This is a genomic window from Pseudarthrobacter defluvii (assembly GCF_030323865.1).
Lineage (GTDB): Bacteria > Actinomycetota > Actinomycetes > Actinomycetales > Micrococcaceae > Arthrobacter > Arthrobacter sedimenti.
Genome location: NZ_CP066362.1, coordinates 1732511 through 1750971 on the forward strand (window position 1 = coordinate 1732511; position 18461 = coordinate 1750971).

At 67.7% G+C, this 18461-nt stretch carries 14 protein-coding genes; 9 read left to right on the forward strand and 5 right to left on the reverse strand.

Annotation, left to right across the window (positions count from 1 at the left end; translation table 11 throughout):
* The first annotated feature begins 67 nt into the window (after nt 1–67).
* From JCQ34_RS07930 to JCQ34_RS07970, 9 genes are all read left to right on the forward strand, one after another.
* A complete protein-coding gene (locus JCQ34_RS07930; RefSeq protein WP_286403477.1) occupies nt 68–2881 on the forward strand; it encodes an aconitate hydratase in 2814 nt (937 codons plus the stop codon).
* Between the two features lie 143 nt (nt 2882–3024).
* Entirely contained in the window at nt 3025–4998 is a 1974-nt protein-coding gene (dxs, locus tag JCQ34_RS07935; protein ID WP_286403479.1) for a 1-deoxy-D-xylulose-5-phosphate synthase, read from the forward strand.
* Nucleotides 4995–5615 carry a DUF402 domain-containing protein gene (locus JCQ34_RS07940; RefSeq protein ID WP_286403482.1) on the forward strand — a complete coding sequence of 207 codons (621 nt, stop codon included), beginning with the start codon at nt 4995–4997 and terminating at the stop codon, nt 5613–5615. Before dxs ends, JCQ34_RS07940 begins: the two co-directional genes overlap by 4 nt.
* Nucleotides 5612–6172, forward strand: a complete 561-nt coding sequence (locus JCQ34_RS07945) for a hypothetical protein (protein WP_286403485.1) — start codon at nt 5612–5614, stop codon at nt 6170–6172. The genes JCQ34_RS07940 and JCQ34_RS07945 overlap by 4 nt, the downstream gene beginning before the upstream one ends.
* A 9-nt stretch (nt 6173–6181) precedes the next feature.
* On the forward strand, nt 6182–7159 hold the full coding sequence (locus tag JCQ34_RS07950; RefSeq protein ID WP_286403488.1) for an aldo/keto reductase: 978 nt from the start codon (nt 6182–6184) through the stop codon (nt 7157–7159).
* A gap of 6 nt (nt 7160–7165) precedes the next feature.
* Nucleotides 7166–8191 (forward strand): nucleoside hydrolase, encoded by a 1026-nt coding sequence (locus JCQ34_RS07955; RefSeq protein WP_286403489.1) that lies wholly within the window; start codon nt 7166–7168, stop codon nt 8189–8191.
* A gap of 147 nt (nt 8192–8338) precedes the next feature.
* The gene (locus JCQ34_RS07960; protein ID WP_286403491.1) at nt 8339–9253 is read left to right on the forward strand and encodes an ECF transporter S component; all 915 of its coding nucleotides are present in this window, start codon (nt 8339–8341) and stop codon (nt 9251–9253) included.
* Nucleotides 9254–9262: 9 nt separating this feature from the next.
* Nucleotides 9263–10051: an energy-coupling factor transporter transmembrane component T gene (locus tag JCQ34_RS07965; RefSeq protein ID WP_286403493.1), complete on the forward strand. Its 789-nt coding sequence runs from the start codon at nt 9263–9265 to the stop codon at nt 10049–10051.
* The gene (locus tag JCQ34_RS07970) at nt 10044–11645 is read left to right on the forward strand and encodes an ABC transporter ATP-binding protein (RefSeq protein WP_286403494.1); all 1602 of its coding nucleotides are present in this window, start codon (nt 10044–10046) and stop codon (nt 11643–11645) included. Before JCQ34_RS07965 ends, JCQ34_RS07970 begins: the two co-directional genes overlap by 8 nt.
* Nucleotides 11646–11690: 45 nt before the next feature.
* On the opposite strand, the gene JCQ34_RS07975 is transcribed toward JCQ34_RS07970, so the two are convergent.
* The 5 genes from JCQ34_RS07975 to JCQ34_RS07995 all read right to left on the reverse strand — a co-directional run bounded on the left by JCQ34_RS07975 (nt 11691) and on the right by JCQ34_RS07995 (nt 18441).
* Complete coding sequence (locus JCQ34_RS07975; protein WP_286403496.1) at nt 11691–13853, reverse strand: 3-hydroxyacyl-CoA dehydrogenase NAD-binding domain-containing protein; 2163 nt, start codon at nt 13851–13853, stop codon at nt 11691–11693.
* Nucleotides 13850–15127 carry a thiolase family protein gene (locus JCQ34_RS07980; protein ID WP_286403498.1) on the reverse strand — a complete coding sequence of 426 codons (1278 nt, stop codon included), beginning with the start codon at nt 15125–15127 and terminating at the stop codon, nt 13850–13852. Before JCQ34_RS07980 ends, JCQ34_RS07975 begins: the two co-directional genes overlap by 4 nt.
* Nucleotides 15128–15248: 121 nt before the next feature.
* On the reverse strand, nt 15249–16583 hold the full coding sequence (locus JCQ34_RS07985) for an HRDC domain-containing protein (RefSeq protein WP_286403501.1): 1335 nt from the start codon (nt 16581–16583) through the stop codon (nt 15249–15251).
* A 12-nt stretch (nt 16584–16595) separates the two neighbouring features.
* The gene (locus JCQ34_RS07990; protein ID WP_286403504.1) at nt 16596–17285 is read right to left on the reverse strand and encodes a DUF3000 domain-containing protein; all 690 of its coding nucleotides are present in this window, start codon (nt 17283–17285) and stop codon (nt 16596–16598) included.
* A 58-nt stretch (nt 17286–17343) separates the two neighbouring features.
* On the reverse strand, nt 17344–18441 hold the full coding sequence (locus tag JCQ34_RS07995) for a threonine aldolase family protein (RefSeq protein WP_286403506.1): 1098 nt from the start codon (nt 18439–18441) through the stop codon (nt 17344–17346).
* Nucleotides 18442–18461 lie beyond the last annotated feature (20 nt).

Sequence of the window (18461 nt, forward strand, 5' to 3'; positions counted from 1 at the left end):
GGGCGTCCTAACTAGCAGGCGGTCAACCGCGCGACAAAGATGAAACTGTTGCGAGAGGAGTCCTGCGATGAGCACTGTGGACAGTTTCGGTTCAAAAGGCAAACTTAATGTAGCCGGAACCGAATACGAGATTTTCCGGCTGAACTCCGTTGAAGGTGCAGAAAACCTTCCGTTCAGCCTCAAGGTATTGCTTGAAAACCTGTTGAGGACCGAGGACGGCGCGAACATCACTGCCGATCACGTTCGCGCTTTGGCAGGCTGGGATCCCAATGCGGAGCCCGATACAGAAATCCAGTTCACGCCGGCGCGCGTGATCATGCAGGACTTCACCGGCGTTCCCTGCGTGGTCGACCTCGCCACCATGCGTGAGGCCGTCAAGGACCTGGGCGGTGACCCCAAGAGGGTGAACCCCCTTGCACCGGCCGAAATGGTCATTGACCACTCCGTGCAGATCGATGCCTTCGGCAACTCCGGCGCGCTGGAGCGCAACATGGAGATCGAGTACCAGCGCAACGGTGAGCGTTACCAGTTCCTGCGCTGGGGCCAGACCGCGTTCGACGACTTCAAGGTGGTTCCTCCGGGAACCGGCATCGTGCACCAGGTCAACATCGAATACCTGGCCCGCACCGTCATGACCCGCGAAGTGGACGGTGCGCTCCGCGCCTACCCTGACACCTGCGTGGGCACCGACTCGCACACCACCATGGTCAACGGCCTGGGCGTCCTGGGCTGGGGCGTTGGCGGCATCGAAGCCGAGGCAGCCATGCTGGGACAGCCTGTCTCCATGCTGATCCCGCGGGTTGTCGGCTTCAAGCTCAGCGGCAGCATCCCCGCCGGCGCCACCGCCACCGACGTGGTGCTGACCATCACCGAGATGCTCCGCCAGCACGGTGTCGTGGGCAAGTTCGTTGAGTTCTACGGCGAAGGCGTGGCCGCGGTGCCGCTGGCAAACCGCGCCACCATCGGCAACATGAGTCCCGAATTCGGTTCCACCGCCGCGATGTTCCCCATCGACGACGTCACCCTGGACTACCTGCGCCTCACCGGCCGCGCAGACCAGAACGTGGCCCTCGTCGAGGCATACGCCAAGGAACAGGGCCTCTGGCACGATCCTTCCCGCGACATCAAGTTCTCCGAGTACCTGGAACTGGATCTGTCCACGGTTGTCCCGTCGATTTCCGGCCCCAAGCGCCCGCAGGACCGCATCATCCTCTCCGAGTCCAAGGCCCAGTTCCGCGAGGACCTCCGCAACTACGTCAAGCTTGACCTCGCCGACGGCAGCCTGGACGAAGCAATCGATGAGAGCTTCCCGGCGTCCGACTCGCCGTCGTTCACGGCAACGGCAACGCACCTCTCCGAGGAAGCTCCGCACGCCCATGGACCGAAGTCCAACGGCCGCCCGTCCAAGAAGGTTGCGGTCAAGACCGCCGATGGCCGCGAATTCGAACTGGACCACGGCGCGGTGTCGATCGCCTCGATCACGTCCTGCACCAACACGTCCAACCCGTCCGTGATGCTGGCCGCCGCACTGCTGGCCCGCAACGCGGTGGAAAAGGGCCTCGCCGCCAAGCCGTGGGTCAAGACCTCCGTGGCTCCCGGTTCCAAGGTTGTCACCGACTACTACAACAAGTCGGGCCTGACCCCCTACCTGGAGAAGCTTGGCTTCTACATCGTGGGCTATGGCTGCGCCACCTGCATCGGCAACTCCGGCCCGCTGGACGCTGAGATCTCCGAGGCCATCCAGGCCAACGACCTCTCCGTCACCGCAGTCCTCTCCGGCAACCGCAACTTCGAAGGCCGCATCAACCCGGACGTCAAGATGAACTACCTGGCCTCCCCGCCGCTGGTCATCGCCTACGCCTTGGCCGGAACCATGGACTTCGACTTCGAGAACGACGCGCTGGGCCAGGACGAAGCTGGCAACGACGTCTTCCTGAAGGACATCTGGCCCAACCCGGTCGAGGTGCAGCAGGTCATCGATTCCTCGATCGACAAGGACATGTTCGCCAAGGGCTACGAGGGAGTCTTCGAGGGCGACGACCGCTGGAAGGCGCTCGACACCCCCGCCGGCGACACCTTCGCCTGGGACGAGAAGTCCACCTACGTCCGGAAGCCCCCGTACTTCGAAGGCATGCAGGCGCAGCCGGAGCCCGTCAAGGACATCTCCGGCGCCCGCGTGCTCCTGAAGCTCGGCGACTCCGTCACCACCGACCACATCTCCCCGGCCGGTTCCTTCAAGTCCGACACCCCTGCCGGCCAGTACCTGCTGGCCAACGGTGTGGAGCGCAAGGACTTCAACTCCTACGGCTCGCGCCGTGGCAACCACGAAGTGATGATCCGCGGAACATTCGCGAACATCCGCATCAAGAACCAGCTCCTTGACGGCGTTGAGGGTGGCTTCACCCGCGACTTCACCCAGGCAGACGGCCCGCAGGCCTACGTCTACGACGCCGCCCAGAACTACCAGGCAGCCGGCACCCCGCTGGTTGTCCTGGCAGGCAAGGAGTACGGTTCCGGTTCGTCCCGCGACTGGGCCGCCAAGGGCACCGCGCTGCTGGGCGTCAAGGCCGTCATCGCCGAGAGCTACGAGCGCATCCACCGCTCCAACCTCATCGGGATGGGCGTCCTGCCGCTGCAGTACCCGGCCGGCGAGAACGCTGCCAGCCTGGGCTTGACCGGCACGGAAACCTTCTCGGTTGAGGGCGTCACCGCCCTGAACGAGGGCACCACGCCCAAGACCCTGAAGGTCACCGCCACGGCAGAGGACGGCTCCTCCAAGTCCTTCGACGCCGTCCTGCGCATCGATACCCCGGGTGAAGCGGACTACTACCGCAACGGCGGCATCCTGCAGTACGTGCTGCGCCAGATCTCCGCCAACTAGCGGGCTCTGCCAGCAGGCACCATCCTCCCCGAAGCCCCGGCCGGTCACCGACCAGCCGGGGCTTCGGCTTTTCAACCACGTCCGGCCCTGCGAACCGAGGCGTTAGAGTTAAACGGCACGTCTACCATCCAAAGGAGGGGTCATTGGGAATCTTGGACACCATCCGGAATCCGCAGGACCTGAACGAGTTGACCGAGGAACAGCTGGAACAGCTGGCTTCGGAGATCAGGGAATTCCTGATCACGAACGTCTCCCAGACGGGCGGCCACCTCGGGCCCAACCTCGGCGTCGTGGAACTGACGCTGGCCGTGCACCGCATTTTCGAATCTCCCCGTGACAGCATCGTCTTCGACACGGGCCACCAGTCCTACGTCCACAAGCTCCTCACCGGGCGCCAGGACTTCAGCACGCTCCGCCAGGAAGGCGGCCTCTCCGGCTACCCGGCCCGCGCTGAATCCGAACACGACATCGTGGAAAGCTCCCACGCGTCGTCGTCCCTGTCCTGGGCCGACGGAATCTCCCGTGCCCGTCAGCTCACCGGCGAAGGCGACCGGCATGTGGTGGCCATCGTGGGTGACGGCGCACTCACCGGCGGCATGGCCTGGGAGGCCATCAACAACATCGCGGCTGACAAGAAGCGCCGCGTGGTGATCGTGGTCAACGACAATGGCCGCTCCTATGCCCCCACCGTGGGCGGATTTGCCGACTACCTTGCCTCACTGCGCCCTACCATCGACTCCTTCCGAGCCGCCCCTGCCTACGAGGGCGCCCTGGACTGGTGGAAGAAGAGGCTGCAAAACGGCGGCCCCGTGGGCCAGTTCACCTACAAGAGCCTGCACGCCATGAAAAAGGGCATTAAGGACTGGTGGGCACCGCAGGGCATGTTCGAGGACCTCGGCATGAAATACATCGGCCCGGTGGACGGCCACAACCTCCAGGCAATGGAGAACGCACTTTCCACCGCCAAGAATTACGGTGGCCCCGTCATCGTCCATGCCATGACCGAAAAAGGCCACGGCTACGCTCCGGCCCGCGCCCACGAAGCCGACCAATTCCACGCCGTTGGCATCATCGATCCGGAGACGGGCGAGCCCACCGGCAGCGGCGGCGCGCAGTCCTGGACCTCCGTATTTGCGGACGAGATCGCCGCCATCGCCGACGAACGCGACGACATTGTCGGTGTCACCGGCGCCATGCTGATCCCGGTGGGCCTGCACAAGTTTGCGGCCAAACACCCCAAACGGGTCATCGACGTCGGGATCGCCGAACAGCATGCGCTGACCGCCGCCGCGGGCATGGCCTTCGGTGGGCTGCACCCTGTGGTGGCCGTCTACGCCACGTTCCTGAACCGGGCCTTCGACCAGCTGCTGATGGACGTCGCCCTCCACAAAGCCGGCGTCACCATCGTCCTGGACCGCGCAGGGGTCACCGGCCCCGACGGTGCCAGCCACCACGGCATGTGGGACATGGCCATGGTGCAGATCGTTCCCGGCCTTCACCTGGCGGCGCCCCGTGACGCCACCCGGCTTCGGGAGGAGCTTCGCGAGGCCGTGGCCATCAGCGACGCCCCCAGCGTGGTGCGTTTCTCCAAGGGATCTGTTGGCCCGGCAGTTGAGGCATTGGAACGGCTGAGCGACGGCGTGGACGTCCTTGCCCGCCGCCCCTCCGGCTCCACTGAAAACGACGTACTCATCGTCAGCGTCGGCGCCATGTCCGAGCTGGCCCTTGACGTTTCCAACCGGCTCGGTGCGCAGGGCATCAGCACCACAGTGGTCGATCCGCGCTGGGTTCTTCCGGTCCGCAAGTCCATCATTGCGCTGGCATCGCACCACCGGCTGGTGATCTGCATCGAGGACGGCGTCCGCGCCGGCGGCGTGGGCTCGCGCATCCGGCAGGAAATGCGGGCGGCAGGCGTGGACACCGCACTGAACGAGGTGGGCCTGCCCGTTGAGTTCCTGGAGCATGGCACCCGCAACCAGGTGCTGGAGCGCGTCGGGCTTACCGCCCAGCAGATCACGCACGACGTCGTGGCCCAGGTCCTCGGCACGAAGGTTCCGTTTGCGCGGCCCCTGCCCGGGCAGCAGCACCCCACCACCGGCAGCCTTCCGATCCTGTGAGGGACGAGGATGAACTGAAGTACCCCGGGCCTGCCGGGGAGTCCGGACCGGTTCTGCACACCACAACCACACGCGTCCCCAACGGGCTGGAGCCGGGCCAACTGGTGGTTTCCCGCAACCGCAAGTGGAATGGCAAGGCCCACTGGGTTGTGCCCGGCCGGTACGTCGGCGAAGACCAGCACGGCTGGTGGATTTTCCAGGGCACCAACGAGTTCTGCTCCCGCCCCGGCGCCGCCTTCTACACGCGCTCCGACGCGGTGCTGCTGGTGCCGCGCGAGGGTGACTGGGTGGCCACGTTCTACGACTCCGCCCACCCCGGCGGCGTGCGCGTGTACATCGACCTGGCGGTCGGCCACGAGTGGACACACATCCGGCCCGAGGTGACCGAGTTCCATGTGATCGACATGGACCTGGACGTCATCCGGACCGAGGCGCGCGGCGTCTTCATCGACGACCAGGACGAGTTCGCGGAGCACAGCGTCTCCATGCATTACCCCCAGCGGCTGATCGAGGACATCCAGGCTGCCGCGGACGGGCTTTACCACGCCGTGAAGGCACAGCACGCGCCGTTCGACGGCACCGACGTCGAATGGTTTACCAAAGGACGCACCACATGAGCGGCATTGTCAGGGTCTACAAGCGCGACGACGAGGGCGCCCTCCAGTTCAGGGAAGCCTGGTTTGACGAGGACTATTCCCAGTTCGTGATGAATTTCGGGGCCGTGGGGCACCAGAGCAAGACGGAGGAGACCGACGTTCCCGACGCCGCTGCTGCCGACGGGCTCCTGGACGCCTTTGCGGCGCAGTGCGCGGAGGACGGCTACGCCGAGATCCCCACTGAGGAGCAGTTCTGGGTGGTGGCCCAGTTCGCCCTCAAGACCAGGGAAGGCACGGACCGGGACCGTTACCTGGAGCAGAAGGCCAAGGACGCGCTGATCAGCCACCTGGCATGGCGCGGCCTGGGCACGGTAGAGCGCTCGGAGTTCAGCGACTACAAGCTCAACATCTTCTGCCTGTGCCCGGACGTGAACAAGGCGGTCAACGCAATCAAGGTCTGCATCCGGGGCGAGGACCTGGACTTCACCAAGCTCAGCATAGGCGCTGCGCCCTACAAAGACCCGGACCATTTCAAACTCAAGCACTCAGCCAAGCCCGCCGCCAGCTTCAGCCTTTAGGAGACAACGTTGACCAGTTACCGCCGCCTCGGAAAATCAGGCCTCACCGTCTCCACCGTCGGACTTGGCTGCAACAACCTGGGCCGGGCGAACACCGCCACGGAGTCGCAGGACGCAACAGACGCCGTCGTCCATGCCGCGATCGACGCCGGCATCACCCTGTTCGACGTCGCAGACACCTATGGCCGGGAACCGGGCCTCAGCGAGACCATGCTCGGCAAGGCACTCGGCGCCCGCCGTGGTGATGTGGTCCTGGCCACCAAGTTCGGGATGGACGCCAAGGGCGCCAACGGCCCGGACTTCGGCGCCCGCGGCTCCCGGCGTTACATCGTGCAGGCGGTGGAGGCCTCGCTGCGCCGGCTGGGCACCGACTGGATCGACCTGTACCAGTTCCACACCCCGGACCCGCTGACGCCCATTGACGAGACCCTGGCGGCGCTGGACACCCTGGTCCGCAGCGGAAAGGTCCGCTACATCGGTCACTCCAACCGCTCCGGGTGGCAGATCGCCCAAGCGGAGTACGTGGCCCGCGAACTGGGCACCGAGCGGTTCATCTCGTCGCAAAATCATTACAACCTCCTGGACCGGCGTGCCGAACTCGAAGTGACCCCGGCCGCCGAGGAGTTCGGCCTGGGCGTGCTGCCGTACTTCCCGCTCGCCAACGGGCTGCTCACCGGCAAGTACGCGCCCGGCCACGCGCCCGAGGGGTCCCGGCTCAGCCACACCCGCACCAACCTGGTGAACGACGCCGACTGGGACCAGTTGGCCAGTTTCAGCGCCTTCGCCAAGGAACGCGGCCTGACGGAGATCGAGGTGGCCTTTTCCTGGCTCGCCGCCCAGCCTTCGGTGGCCAGCGTCATCGCCGGCGCCACCAGGCCGGAGCAGGTCAGGCAGAACGCGGAAGCGGCCAACTGGGTCCCCACGCCCGAGGACCTCGCCGAACTGGACGGGATCTTCCCCGCAGTGCCCAAGGTGGCACTCTTCTAGGCAGCCGTGCCCGCCTACCTGCTGGACGTTGATACCGGCATCGACGACGCCCTGGCGCTTGCCTACCTTGCCGCCCTTCCGGATACCGAGTTCGTGGCGGTGACGGCCACGCCGGGGAACGTGGACGCGGACCAGGTGGCCCGCAACACCCTGGCGCTGCTGGAATTGTGCGGCCGGCCCGGAGTGCAGGTGGCAGTCGGTGCCCGCAAGCCGCTGTCCATCCCGCTGCTCACCACGCCGGAAACCCACGGACCCCAGGGCATCGGCTATGCCGTCCTGCCTGAACCAACCGGCCAGCTTAGCCCGCGGGACGCGGTGGACCTCTGGATCGAGTACGCCAGGGCCAAGCCGGGGGAGCTCACCGCGCTTATCACGGCCCCGCTGACCAACTTCGCCCTGGCCCTGCGGAAGGAACCGGAGCTTCCCGACCTCCTGGCCAAGGTGGTCATCATGGGCGGTGCCTTCTACCACCAGGGCAACACCACGCCCACGGCCGAATGGAACACGCACGTGGATCCCCACGCCGCCAAGGAGGTCTACGCCGCGTACCGGGGCCGGCCGGAGGAGAAACTGCCCATCGTCTGCTCCCTGGACACCACAGAACGCATGGAGCTGCACCCTGCCCACGTCCAGGCGCTGGCCGAGGCCGCCGGGGCCTCCGTCCCTGAACTGGTGCTCTCCGGGGACCCCGAAGGCCGGCGCAGCACTTCCGACAACACGCTGGTCAGGCACCTGTCCGATGCCCTTCGTTTCTACTTTGAATTCCACCGGCACTACGACCAGGGGTACCTGGCCCACGTCCACGACTTTTTCGCCGCCGGAGTCGCCGCCGGCACGCTCGAGTACACCGCCCGGCCCGCCACCGTGGACGTCGAAACCGACTCCCCGCTCCTGATGGGAACAACGGTGGCCGACTTCCGCGGACTCTGGGGCGCGCCCCCCAACGCCCGGGTCGTGTCCGGGAACAACCCCCGGCAGGCCTTCGGTGAGCTCGTGTCCGCCGTCGGGATGTTGGCCCGGCGCGTGGGATAGCAGGTCCCGCACCGCGGAATGGCCGGTAGAATAGGTTCCGGACCGGACCGGCGCAGTTGCCGCCGGCTGCTGCCGAGGTGACATAGGCAGCCACACTCCGGCCCGGTACTGCCGGGCCACTGCCTGCACCCCAAAGGAACATTCCCCATGTCATCGCCCTCTTTGACGCTCCCGTCACAGGAACGCTTCCCGGCCCGGCGCCGGCTGCTGGAGATCCTCGGCGCCCTGGCCATCGCGGCAACCTACATCTACCTGGTGCTCAACCAGCCGGCCGACATCACCGGCGGCCCCGGCAGCGCGTCGGCCCTGATTGCCCTCACCGGCTTCCTGGCGGGGGCCGTCCTGCTGATCGTCGCCGTCCTGCCCACCCTGCCCGCGTCCACCCTGGTACTGATCCCGGTGGCCTTGGTCCTGAACATCGTGCTGGGCCAGTTCGTCGGCAGCACCCTGGTGCCCTTCTACCTCGATGCCATCGGCACAGTGCTGATCGCCGTCCTGGCCGGACCGGCAGCCGGCGCAGCCACCGGGGCCCTCAGCAGCATCGTCTGGTCCTTCTTCAACCCCACAGTCCTTCCGTTTGCCGCCGGCGCCGCGCTCATCGGATGCCTGGCGGGACTGGCAGCACGCTACGGCCTCTTCCGCCGTTTCTACCTGGCTCCGGTCGCCGGCTTCGTCACCGGGATCATCGCAGGCGTTGTCTCCGCACCCGTGGCTGCCTTCGTCTTCGGCGGAACCTCCGGTGTAGCGACCGGCGCCATCGTCAGCGCCTTCCGGGCCATGGGCGATACCCTCCTGGCCGCCATCACCAAGCAGGCGCTGATTTCCGATCCCATGGATAAGGCGATCGTGTTCACCATCGTGGCCATCCTGGTCTACGCGCTGCCCCGCCGGGCACGCCAGCAGTTCCCCTTCATCCGGCGCCACCGGGTCCTGGCCGGCAACACCCCGGCAGCCGACGCCCGCGTGGACGCCCCGGCCGAGGGTACGGTGCAGGCCCCAGCCCAAGGCACTGCCCAGGCTCCGGTCCCGGGCACTGCCCGCGATTCAACCCCGAAGGGCTGACCGGCCCCGGTGACAGCATCCCCGGCAGGCAGGACTGCGGCGTGCACCAGGCGGACAAAGTTTAATCCCCTGACCTGGCTGGCCGCTGCCGGCAGCACGGCGGCCATTACGACGGCGGCCGCAAGCTGGCAGCTGTCAGTCGCCGTGGTTGCCGCGTGCCTGGGCCTGTCCCTGGCGGGCGGCACAGGCCGCCGCGTGGTGCCGGCGGCCGCAGCAGTCCTGGTCCCGCTGGGCCTGTCGCTGCTGGTGCTGCACGGGTTGTTTTTCCCTGAAGGCCGAACTGTGCTGGCGGAGTGGGGACCCTCCCGGGTCACGGCAGAGGGCCTGGAGTTCGCAGGCCAGCGGATCCTGCAGCTGGCCGCCGTCGTCATGGCCCTGCTGCTGTTCTCCTTCAGCGTCAATGTTCCTGACCTGGTGGCCGCGTTGTCCGCCCGCGGCGTGCAGGGCCGGTTCGCCTTCGTGCTGGCGTCCACCCTGACCCTGCTGCCCGCCATCGCGGCACGGGCACAACGGATCCGCCAGGCCCAGGAATCACGCGGCCTGGTGGTCACCCGCAGCCTGGTGTCCCGGGCTGGCGCGTTCAGACTGCAAGCCGTCCCCCTGGTCCTGTCCCTGATCGAGGACGCCGGCACCAGGGCGGCCGCTCTGGAGGCGAGGGGATTGAGCAGCACCGGTCCGCGCACCAGTTACCGGGAGGTTCCCGATTCCAGCCTGCAGCGGACGGCACGCGCGGTCCTGGTGCTGCTGGCCGTGGCAGCGGTGGTGCTCCGTCTGGTGCAGGCAGGCTCGGGTGGCTGAGCGCATGGTCACGGGCGGCCCACAGAACGGTGCAGGCAATACCGGCAATGACAGTAATGCACCCGTGCCCGTGCTCGCTGCCGGGATCCGGCAATTCACCTTTCACGACGCGCACGCACCTGCACTCCGGGAGGTGGCTGTTTCCTTTCCGCCCGGGTCCTTCACAGCCATCCTGGGCGCCTCGGGAAGCGGCAAATCCACCGTGGGCCGCCTCCTGGCAGGCTGGCTGCCACCGGGCGCCCACGGAGCCCTGTCAGGGTTCCTTGAGCTGTCCGGCACCCGGTTGGAGTTCGACGGCGGCCCGGGGGATCCGCGGATCAACCCCGCCGAGTGGGGCAGACACGTGGGCTTCGTCCCGCAGGACCCCGCCACCGTCCTGTCCACCGTCCGGGCGACGGTGGCCGAGGAGCTGGCGTTCGGATTGGAAAACACCGGGATCGACCGCGGAGCGATGGTGGCGGCCGTGGAGCACACCGCCGCTCTGCTGGGACTGCGCAGCAAGCTGGACCAGGACCCGGCGCACCTCTCTGGTGGCCAGCTGCGCCGCCTGGCCATCGGCTGCGCGATGATCGTGGGCCCCCCGGTACTGGTCATGGACGAGCCCTTCGCCTCCCTGGACGCGGCAGGGGCTGCGGAGCTTGCAGCCCTGGTGCGCGACCTCCAGGACCGCGGCACCGCCGTCGTGATCCTCAGCCAAACCATTGATCCGTTGCTCCGGGAAGCCGGCACCTGGGTGGTGCTGTCAGAGGGAACGGTCACCGCGAGCGGGGCGCCTGCCGGCTTGGAGAGCAGTCCAGGGGCGCTGCCGGCATCGATCCGGCACCCCGTCCCCATGCAGGCTGCGGCGCGCGCCCTGCCACAGGCCGCCGGAACAGAGCCAGGGCGGCCTGCGCTCCAGCTCCGGAATGTGTCCTTCGGGTACCCGGAAGCACCAGCCCGCGGCAGGCGAAAGAGGAAATCTGCCCAGGCAGGCGAGCCGAAGCATCCCGCCCTGGTGCTGCGCGACATCGAACTGGCAGTCAATCCGGGTGAAATCGTTGCCGTGACCGGCCGCAACGGCGCCGGCAAATCAACCCTCCTGCGGCACTTCAACGGCCTGCTGCGTCCCACTTCGGGCAGCGTGGCAGTTGGGGGTACTGACATAGCCGGAGCGCCCGTGGGGCGGACCGCAGCCTCGGTGGGCCTGCTGTTCCAGCAGCCGCGCGACCAGTTGTTTGAGCGGACCGTGCTCCGGGAGGTCAGCTTTGGGCTGGACCGCCTGGTGGGCCCGGCGACCGCGAGGAACCGTGCCGCCGCAGCGCTGCGGGCGGTGGGCCTGGCGGATGCGGCCCACGATCATCCGGCCGAGCTGCCGGCGTCCGCCCAGCGGCTTTTGGCCCTGGCAACCGTCCTGGCACGCAAGCCCGCCGTCCTGGCACTGGACGAGCCCACCGGGGCGCTGGACGGGGACGGGCTGGACCTGCTCGACGCCGCCGTACGGTCGGCAGCGGCGGAGGGCGCCGCCGTCGTGCTGGTCACCCATGACCTGGGCTATGCACGATCGGCAGCGCACCGCAGTGTGGCGCTGGACGGCGGCCGGCTGGTGCCGGCCTGACCGTCCGTGCCGCCTCGCCCGTGTGGCCAGACAGCCCGGCGCTGCCTAGCCTTGCGCCGGTGAGGCGACGCCGGGGGCCAGGAAGCGCTTGCCGTTGACCCGCTCCGAGGCGCCCACGCGGTCCAGGTAAGGGGTGATGCCGCCAAGGAACATCGGCCAGCCGGCGCCCAGGATCATGCAGAGGTCGATGTCCTCCGGCCCCGCCACGACGCCCTCGTCCAGCATCAGGCCGATTTCCTCGGCCAGGGCATCCTGGACGCGGTGCAGCACCTGATCTCCGGTGGAGGGAGTGGTACCGAAAGACATCAGTTCCAGGGTGGAGGCCGGGATGGCCCGCGAGCCGTCCGGCGTGGTCTCCCACAACGCCTTGACGTTGTTGTCGATGAGCTTCTTCAGGTTGGTGGACACCGGGAAGCGGTCCCCAAAGGCAGCGTGCAGCGATTCCTGGACGTGCTGGGCCACCGGCAAGCCGACCATGGCCAGCAGCGTGAACGGCGTCATGGGCAGGCCCATGGGACGCAGCGCGGTGTCTGCCACCTCTGCCGGGGTGCCTTCGTCGAATACGGCCGTGACTTCGCCCATAAGCCGGAGCAGGATGCGGTTGACCACGAAGGCGGCAGCGTCCTTGACCAACACACCGGTCTTCTTCAGGGCCTTGGCCAGTTCGAAAGCGGTGGCCAGTACGGCGTCATCGGTCCGCGGGGCGCGCACGATCTCCAGCAGCGGCATGACAGCCACGGGGTTGAAGAAGTGGAAGCCCACCAGCCGTTCCGGGTGCTGCAGGTCGGCAGCCATCGCCGTGACCGAGAGGGAGGACGTGTTGGTGGCCAGGATGCACTCCGGCGATACGATCCCTTCGAGTTCGGCGAAGACCTGCTTCTTGATGTGCAGTTCCTCAAACACGGCCTCGATGACGAAGTCGGCGTCGGCAAACGCTTCCTTGGATACCGAACCCGTCACCAGGGCCTTGGTGCGGTTGGCTGCGTCCTGGCTGACGCGCCCCTTGGCCAGGAGCTTGTCCACCTCGGCATGGACGTAGGCAACGCCCTTGTCCACGCGCGCCTGGTCGATGTCGGTCAGGACCACCGGAACCTTCAGCTGGCGGGCAAAGACCAGTGCCAGCTGGCCGGCCATCAGCCCGGCGCCCACCACGCCCACCTTGGTGACGGGGCGGGCCAGCTTGCGGTCGGGGGCGCCGGCCGGGCGCTTGGCACGCTTCTGCACCAGGTCCAGGAAGGCGTAGACCGTGGAGCGGAACTCGTCCGTCTGCATGAGCTCTGCCAGGGTTTCGCATTCCAGCGCGGCGGATTCCGCGGCCGTCATGGTCCGGTTGGCCTCGAGGAGTTCCAGGACCTTGGCCGGGGCGGGGGAGGCGTTGGAGGTCTTGCCCTCGACGAACTTCCGGCCGGCGTCAACTGCCGCGGTCCAGCGGGCCGCAGCATCAGGGGAGGAGGGGTCGACGGCGTTGGGCCGCTCCGGGACCACGTCGCCGGAGATGACTCCCGCGGCCCAGGCGAGCGACTGTTCCAGGAAATCGGCAGGTTCGAAGAGGGCATCGGCGATACCCAGCTTGAAAGCCTGCGTGCCTGAAAGGGTCCGGTTGTTGCTGAGCGGGTTCTCGATCATGACCTTGACCGCATTCTCCGGGCCCACCAGGCGGGGGAGGATGTAGACGCCGCCCCAGCCGGGCACCAGGCCCAGGAATCCTTCGGGCAGGGCCAGGGCGCCCGCGCCGGTGGACACCGTCCGGTAGGTGGACTGAAGGGCGATCTCCAGGCCGCCGCCCAGGGCAGCGCCGTTGATGAACGCGAAGCTGGGGACGCCCAGGTTTGCCAGGGTGGCGTAGACGTCGTGGCCCAGCTGTGCCATCCACAGCCCGTGCTCGCGCTGCTCCAGGGACTTCACAGCGGAAAGATCCGCCCCGGCCACCAGGTAGTGCGGCTTGCCGGTCACGCCGACGCCCACGATTTCGCCGCGGGCTGCGCGGTCCCGCAGGCCTTCCAGCACGGTGCCCAGCTCCACCAGGGTGTTGGGTCCTAAAGTGGTGGGCTTGGTGTGGTCCAGGTCGTTGTCGAGGGTGACCAGGGCAAAGACGCCCGGGCTTGGTTTCCCGGCCGTGCCCGGCAGGGCGATGTCCTGCACGTAGGAGTGGGTCACGGTTTCGTTGGGGAAGAGGTCGGCCAACTTGCTGAAATCTGCGGCGCTCATGCCAGGGCTCCTTCGGAAACGGTAGCGGCGGTCTCGCCGGAGGGGGTTCCACTGTAGTCGGGGTGGTGCGGGTTTTCCCAGATCACGGTGCCGCCCATGCCCAGGCCTACGCACATGGTGGTGATCCCGTAGCGCACCGACGGGTCTTCCTCGAACTGGCGGGCCAGCTGGATCATCAGCCGGACACCGGAGGAGGCGAGCGGGTGGCCCACCGCGATGGCGCCGCCGAACCGGTTGACCCGGGGATCGTCGTCGGCAATGCCGTAGTGGTCCAGGAAGCTCAGGACCTGGACGGCGAACGCCTCGTTGATTTCGAACAGGCCGATGTCATCGATGGTCAGTCCTGCGTTCTGCAGCGCCTTTTCGGTGGCGGGTACGGGGCCGATGCCCATGACCTCCGGCTCCACGCCGGCGTAGGCGTAGCTGACCAGCCGCATTTTCACCGGCAGCCCCAGTTCTGCGGCGGCGTCGGAGGATGCCAGGACCGCTGCGGTGGCGCCGTCATTGAGGCCGGCTGCGTTTCCGGCCGTGACCCGGCCGTGTGCGCGGAACGGCGTGCGAAGCGCGGCGAGGTCCTCCATGGTGGTGCCGGGCCGGGGAGGCTCATCCTTGCTGTGCACGGTCCAGCCCTCGCCGGGCTTGCGGGCAGCGACGGGAACCAGGTCGGGCTGGATCTGCCCGTCCTGGTATGCGGCTGCCAGCTTGTCCTGGGAAGCCACTGCGTACGCGTCGGTGCGCTGCTTGGTGATGGCGGGGAAGCGGTCGTGCAGGTTTTCTGCCGTGTTGCCCATGTTCAGGGCGGCCGGGTCCACCAGGCGTTCGGACATGAACCGCGGGTTGGGGTCCGCCCCGGAGCCCATCGGATGGTGGCCCATGTGCTCCACGCCGCCGGCAATCACCACGTCATAGGCGCCGAAGCCGATGCCGCCTGCCGTCGTCGTGACAGCAGTCATGGCACCGGCGCACATGCGGTCGATGGCGAAACCCGGGACCGTGCGCGGAAGCCCTGCCAGCAGGGCGGCGGTCCGGCCCAGGGTGAGGCCCTGGTCGCCGGTCTGGGTGGTGGCGGCGATGGCCACCTCGTCGATCCGCTCGGGCGGCAGGGATGGGTTGCGGCGCAGCAGGCCGCGGATGCATTTCACGATCAGGTCGTCGGCCCGGGTTCCGGCGTAGATTCCTTTCTCGCCGGCCCTGCCGAAGGGTGTGCGGATGCCGTCCACAAAGACGACGTCGCGGACAGTGCGCTGGGATGCGCCGCTTCCGTGCTGGCTCACGTGTAACTCCTCATCGAGACGTAACGCGCCGGTGCATGCCGGAGGGCGGCAGCAGCCTGACGTGGGTCACATCGATGTTACTCGCGAGTAACTTAGCCTGCAAGGGCTGGAATCGTGCGTGTTATTGGCCAACCGCTGCTGCGGGCGCCTTCGACTCCTTGGGCGGCAGCGGCTGCGGGTTCAGGAACGCACCGGCGATCAGGGGAGCGGTAAGTTCCACCTGCCATTTCCGGGCACCGAGCTCCAGCAGTTCGGCGGAGATTGACTCCTCCGTGACTTCCGCCGGCGGCCGCCACGCCACCCGCCGGAGGTAGTCCGGCGTCAAAAGGTTTTCCAGGGGCAGGTCCAGCTCTTCGGCCTTCGCCTGCAGCAGGGGCCGCGCCGTGGCCAGGCGGGCGGCGGCTTCCGGATCCCGGTCGGCCCAGACCCGGGGCGGCGGCGGAGCGTTGGTGGCCAGGTGCAGCGGCGGCAGTTCCTCCAGGGCGCGGGCCGCCGAGATGCAGCGCAGCCAGCGGGGGGCTTCGCGCTGTGCGGCGCGGCCGTGGAACCCCTTGGTGGTGAGCAGTTGCGGGACGGTGGCGGGCATGGCCTTCGCCGCCGCCACAAGGGCGGAATCGGGAAGCAGCCTGCCTGGGGCAACATCGCGTTTTTGCGCCAGTGAATCGCGTTCCAGCCAGAGCTCGCGGACCGCGGCGAGCTGGCGGCGGTCCCGGATCTGGTGCAGGCCGGAGGTCTTGCGCCACGGGTCCACGCGCGGGGGAGCGATGCCAGCCGCCAGGATGGCTGCGAATTCCTGCTCGGCGTACTCCAGTTTCCCGTTGGCCTGCAACAGCTCGATGAGTTCCTCGCGCAGCTCGGCCAGGACTTCGACGTCAAGTGCGGCGTAGCGCAGCCAAGGCTCGGGCAGCGGGCGGGTGGACCAGTCAGCCGCGGAGTGCTCCTTGGCCAACCCGAACCCGAGCAGCTGTTCGATGACCGCGGCCAGGCCCACGCGGGGCAACCCTGCAAGCCGTGCGGCGAGTTCGGTGTCGAAGAGCTTGTCCGGCCACATGCCCAGCTCGGACAGGCAGGGCAGGTCCTGGCTGGCAGCGTGCAGGATCCACTCGACGCCGCGCAGGGCGTCGTTGATGATCTTCAGGCTCCCGAACGGCTCCGGGTCGATCAGCCACGTACCGGCGCCCTCGCGCCGGATCTGCACCAGGAACGCGCGTTGCCCGTAGCGGAAGCCGGAAGCGCGCTCGGCGTCCACACCCGCAGGTCCGGTCCCGGCGGCGAGGGCGGCTGCGCAGCGCTCCAGGCCAGACTGCGTTTCGATGACCAGCGGGACGCCCTCCCGTGGGGCGTCAAGGTCGATGATTTCGGGGATGGGGCTGTCAAAGCCCTCCACCGTGATGTGGGGTGCGGCAGCAGCAGCCGGGACGCCGGCTGTGGTGTTTTCCGGAGTGTTTAGGGTCATGATGCCCCCAGTTTACCGGGCGGTTCCATAACCGTTCTGTTGGCTTCGGCGCCGGGGCGGCAGCGCGGTGACGCCGTCGGGCAGCGGCGGCAGGCCGGCGAACGTGCACACCATGTCGGACCAGGCCTCAAGATGGGCCTGGACGTCCGAGGAATCGGGCGTCCAGGAGGCCCGAAGCTCAATATCGATCGATCCCGGGCGCTCCGACAAGGTGCCGAAGCTCTCAGAGAGGACCCGGGTGGCGGTTCCGCCCGCTGCCCGGTAGCCGGCCTTGTGGTTCTCCAGCGCCTCCACCAGCCAGGTCCACGCCACGGTTCCCAGCATCTGGTCGTTGCCCATCTCCGGTTCCAGCTCGGCCCGGATGTAGGTAACGATGCGGAATTCCCCGTCCCACACCGCCGAGCCCTCCGGGTCATGCAGCAGGATGAAGCGCCCCGTGGCAAGCTCCGTTTCATCCTCATCCGCCGCCGGGCCCGCTGTTCCGGAGGCGGCGGCGAAGGCCAGCGCCGCCGGTCCGTGCATAGGCGTTGAAGGGGCTCCGGCGCCGGGCACCATCACTTCGGCGCCCAGGGCGACGGCGAAGGGTGCCAGGCGCGCAGGGGCAGGGATCTCCGCGAGCCGCAGTTCCTTGCGGCACCGGGCTTTCCTGAGGGTTCCCAAGGCATGGAGAAAATCCGGGGGAACCTGGTCAAGTGCGTTCACCTTGGCAGATTACGGTGTGGGACCGGGCAGGGGAGGAAGGCTCGCCGTCAGCGGACGGTCAGCCGGCCTGTGCGTCCCGGTAGTCCCGGAGTTCATGGCGGATCGAGGCGGCAAAGGCATCAACGTCTTCCTCCGTGGTGTCAAAGGAACACATCCACCTGACTTCTCCCTTGGCTTCGTCCCAGTCGTAGAACCGGAATGAGTTGCGTAGCCTGTCCGCCACGCCGGGAGGCAGGATGGCGAAGACGCCGTTGGATTCGGTCGCCTGGGTTGGCCGCACGCCGTCGATCGTGTCGACGGCGGCGCGGAGCCGGGCGGCCATGGCGTTGGCGCGCGAGGCCGAGCGGAGCCAGAGGTCGCCTTCCAGCAATGCGATGAACTGGGCGGACATGAACCGCATCTTGGAGGCAAGCTGCATGTCCATCTTGCGCAGGTAGAGCAGGCCGTGGGCTGCCTCAGGGTTCAGCGCCACCACCACTTCGCCGAAGAGCAGCCCGTTCTTGGTGCCGCCGAAGGAGAGGATGTCCACCCCGGCATCCCTGGTGAAGGCGCGCAGGGGCACGCCGAGGTGGGCGGCCGCGTTGGCCAGCCGGGCGCCGTCCATGTGCAGCTTCATGCCTTTGGCGTGCGCGTGGTCGGCAATGGCGCGCACTTCTTCCGGCGTGTAGCAGGTTCCCAGTTCCGTGGTCTGGGTGATGGACACTGCCAGCGGCTGGGCCCGGTGCTCATCGCCCCAACCCCAGGCCTCCCGGTCGATCAGTTCGGGGGTCAGCTTGCCGTCAGGGGTGGGAACGTGGAGGAGCTTGAGGCCGCCGATGCGTTCCGGAGCCCCGTTCTCGTCCATGTTGATGTGGGCGGTGGAGGCGCAGACCACGGCACCCCAGCGGGGGAGGAGGGACTGCAGGGACAGGACGTTGGCGCCCGTCCCGTTGAACACCGGGAAGCATTCGATGCCGGGGCCGAAGTGCTCGACCATCAGTTCCTGCAGCCGGGCGGTGTAGTCGTCTTCGCCGTAGGAGACCTGATGCCCTTCGTTGGCCGCGGCCAGGGCCGCCAGGACCTCGGGGTGGACTCCGGAATAGTTGTCCGAGGCGAAGCCGCGCACATTCGGATCGTGCAGCCGCAGCGCCGCGCCGGTTTCTGCTGTTGTCGTCATAGGGTTGCTCACGCTTTCAG

Bases quoted from the DNA above. Each gene is read 5' to 3' on its own strand.
- JCQ34_RS07995 (WP_286403506.1), bottom strand. From the start codon at position 18,441: ATGACGACAACAGCAGAAACCGGCGCGGCGCTGCGGCTGCACGATCCG.
- JCQ34_RS07930 (WP_286403477.1), top strand. From the start codon at position 68: ATGAGCACTGTGGACAGTTTCGGTTCAAAAGGCAAACTTAATGTAGCC.
- JCQ34_RS07985 (WP_286403501.1), bottom strand. From the start codon at position 16,583: ATGACCCTAAACACTCCGGAAAACACCACAGCCGGCGTCCCGGCTGCT.
- JCQ34_RS07960 (WP_286403491.1), top strand. From the start codon at position 8,339: ATGTCATCGCCCTCTTTGACGCTCCCGTCACAGGAACGCTTCCCGGCC.
- JCQ34_RS07975 (WP_286403496.1), bottom strand. From the start codon at position 13,853: ATGAGCGCCGCAGATTTCAGCAAGTTGGCCGACCTCTTCCCCAACGAA.
- JCQ34_RS07945 (WP_286403485.1), top strand. From the start codon at position 5,612: ATGAGCGGCATTGTCAGGGTCTACAAGCGCGACGACGAGGGCGCCCTC.